This window comes from Pseudonocardia sp. SID8383 (assembly GCF_009864975.1).
Taxonomy (GTDB): domain Bacteria; phylum Actinomycetota; class Actinomycetes; order Mycobacteriales; family Pseudonocardiaceae; genus Pseudonocardia; species Pseudonocardia alni.
Window position 1 is genome coordinate 1 of sequence record NZ_WWFY01001094.1, and the last position, 1,025, is coordinate 1,025.

1 protein-coding gene is annotated in these 1,025 nt (G+C 78.0%); it reads right to left on the minus strand.

Features of this window, described 5'->3' with window-relative positions; all coding sequences use genetic code 11:
- Positions 1–223: 223 nt before the first annotated feature.
- Positions 224–1,025: RIO1 family regulatory kinase/ATPase (locus GTW08_RS26455; RefSeq protein WP_161152680.1), on the minus strand; the 802-nt coding region annotated here is incomplete at its 5' end.

A 1,025-nucleotide genomic window follows, 5' to 3' on the forward strand; every position in this document is an offset into this window, starting at 1 on the left:
CGTCCTGCGGAGACCTCGGGGGAGGTGTGCTCGGCCGACGGGCCCGGGCGCGGCGGCGCGTCGTCGCGGTGCGCGCTCCGTGATGGAAGGGCTCGGCCCGGCGGCTCTGGCGGCCGGGCGCTCGTCGATCCACACTACGCGCCATACCCGTGCTGCCCGGTGCCGGGCCGCCGGGACGCGACGCGTGACGCCGCGTCGCGCCCCGGGGGAGCGGCGGGCCGGGTCAGCCCAGCAGGGTGCGTTCCCGCAGCTCGGTGAGGAGTCGCCCGGGTGCGGCGGGGTCGAGCCCGCGGGCGACGAACCACTCGCCGATGCGTCGGACGTCACGGTCCAGGAACTCCGGTCCCTGCGGGTTCCCGACGACGTCGACGACCTGTGGCAGGTCGATCAGCACCGCCCGGCCGTGGTGGACGAGCACGTTGTAGGCAGACAGGTCGCCGTGCGCCCAGCCGAGGTCGGCGAGCACGCCGAGGGCGTCGACGAGGTCGTGCCACAGCGCGGTCAGCGCGTCCGCGTCCGGGCGCAGCGCGGCGAGCCGGGGTGCGGCGCGCCCGTCGGGCGTGCCGAGGAACTCCAGCAGGACCTCGGTCCCGTCGACCGACACCGGGTAGGGCACCGGGGCGCCCGCGGAGTGCAGCCGGGCGAGTGCGGCGAACTCGGCCGCCGCCCACTGCCCGGCGATGAGGTCGCGGCCCAGCGCGGTGCGCTGCGCCATCGCCCGGGTCTCCCGGGAGCGGCGGACGCGGCGCCCCTCCAGGTAGCCGGCGTCGCGGTGGAACATGCGGTGCGCGGGGTCGCGGTAGCGCTTGGCGGCGAGCAGCACCCCGTCACGGCCGGGGAGGCCGCGTCCGACGAGGTGCACGTCGGCCTCCTTGCCGGTCTTGAGCACCCCGCGCTCGTGGTCGACGGCGCCGGCGTCGGTCACCAGCCAGCCGGGGTGGGGGTGCGGGCCACGGGCACCGGCGGGCAGCCCGGGCCAGGTGGACCAGCGGTCGCCACCGCCGGGGACCTCGGCGGTGTCGGGG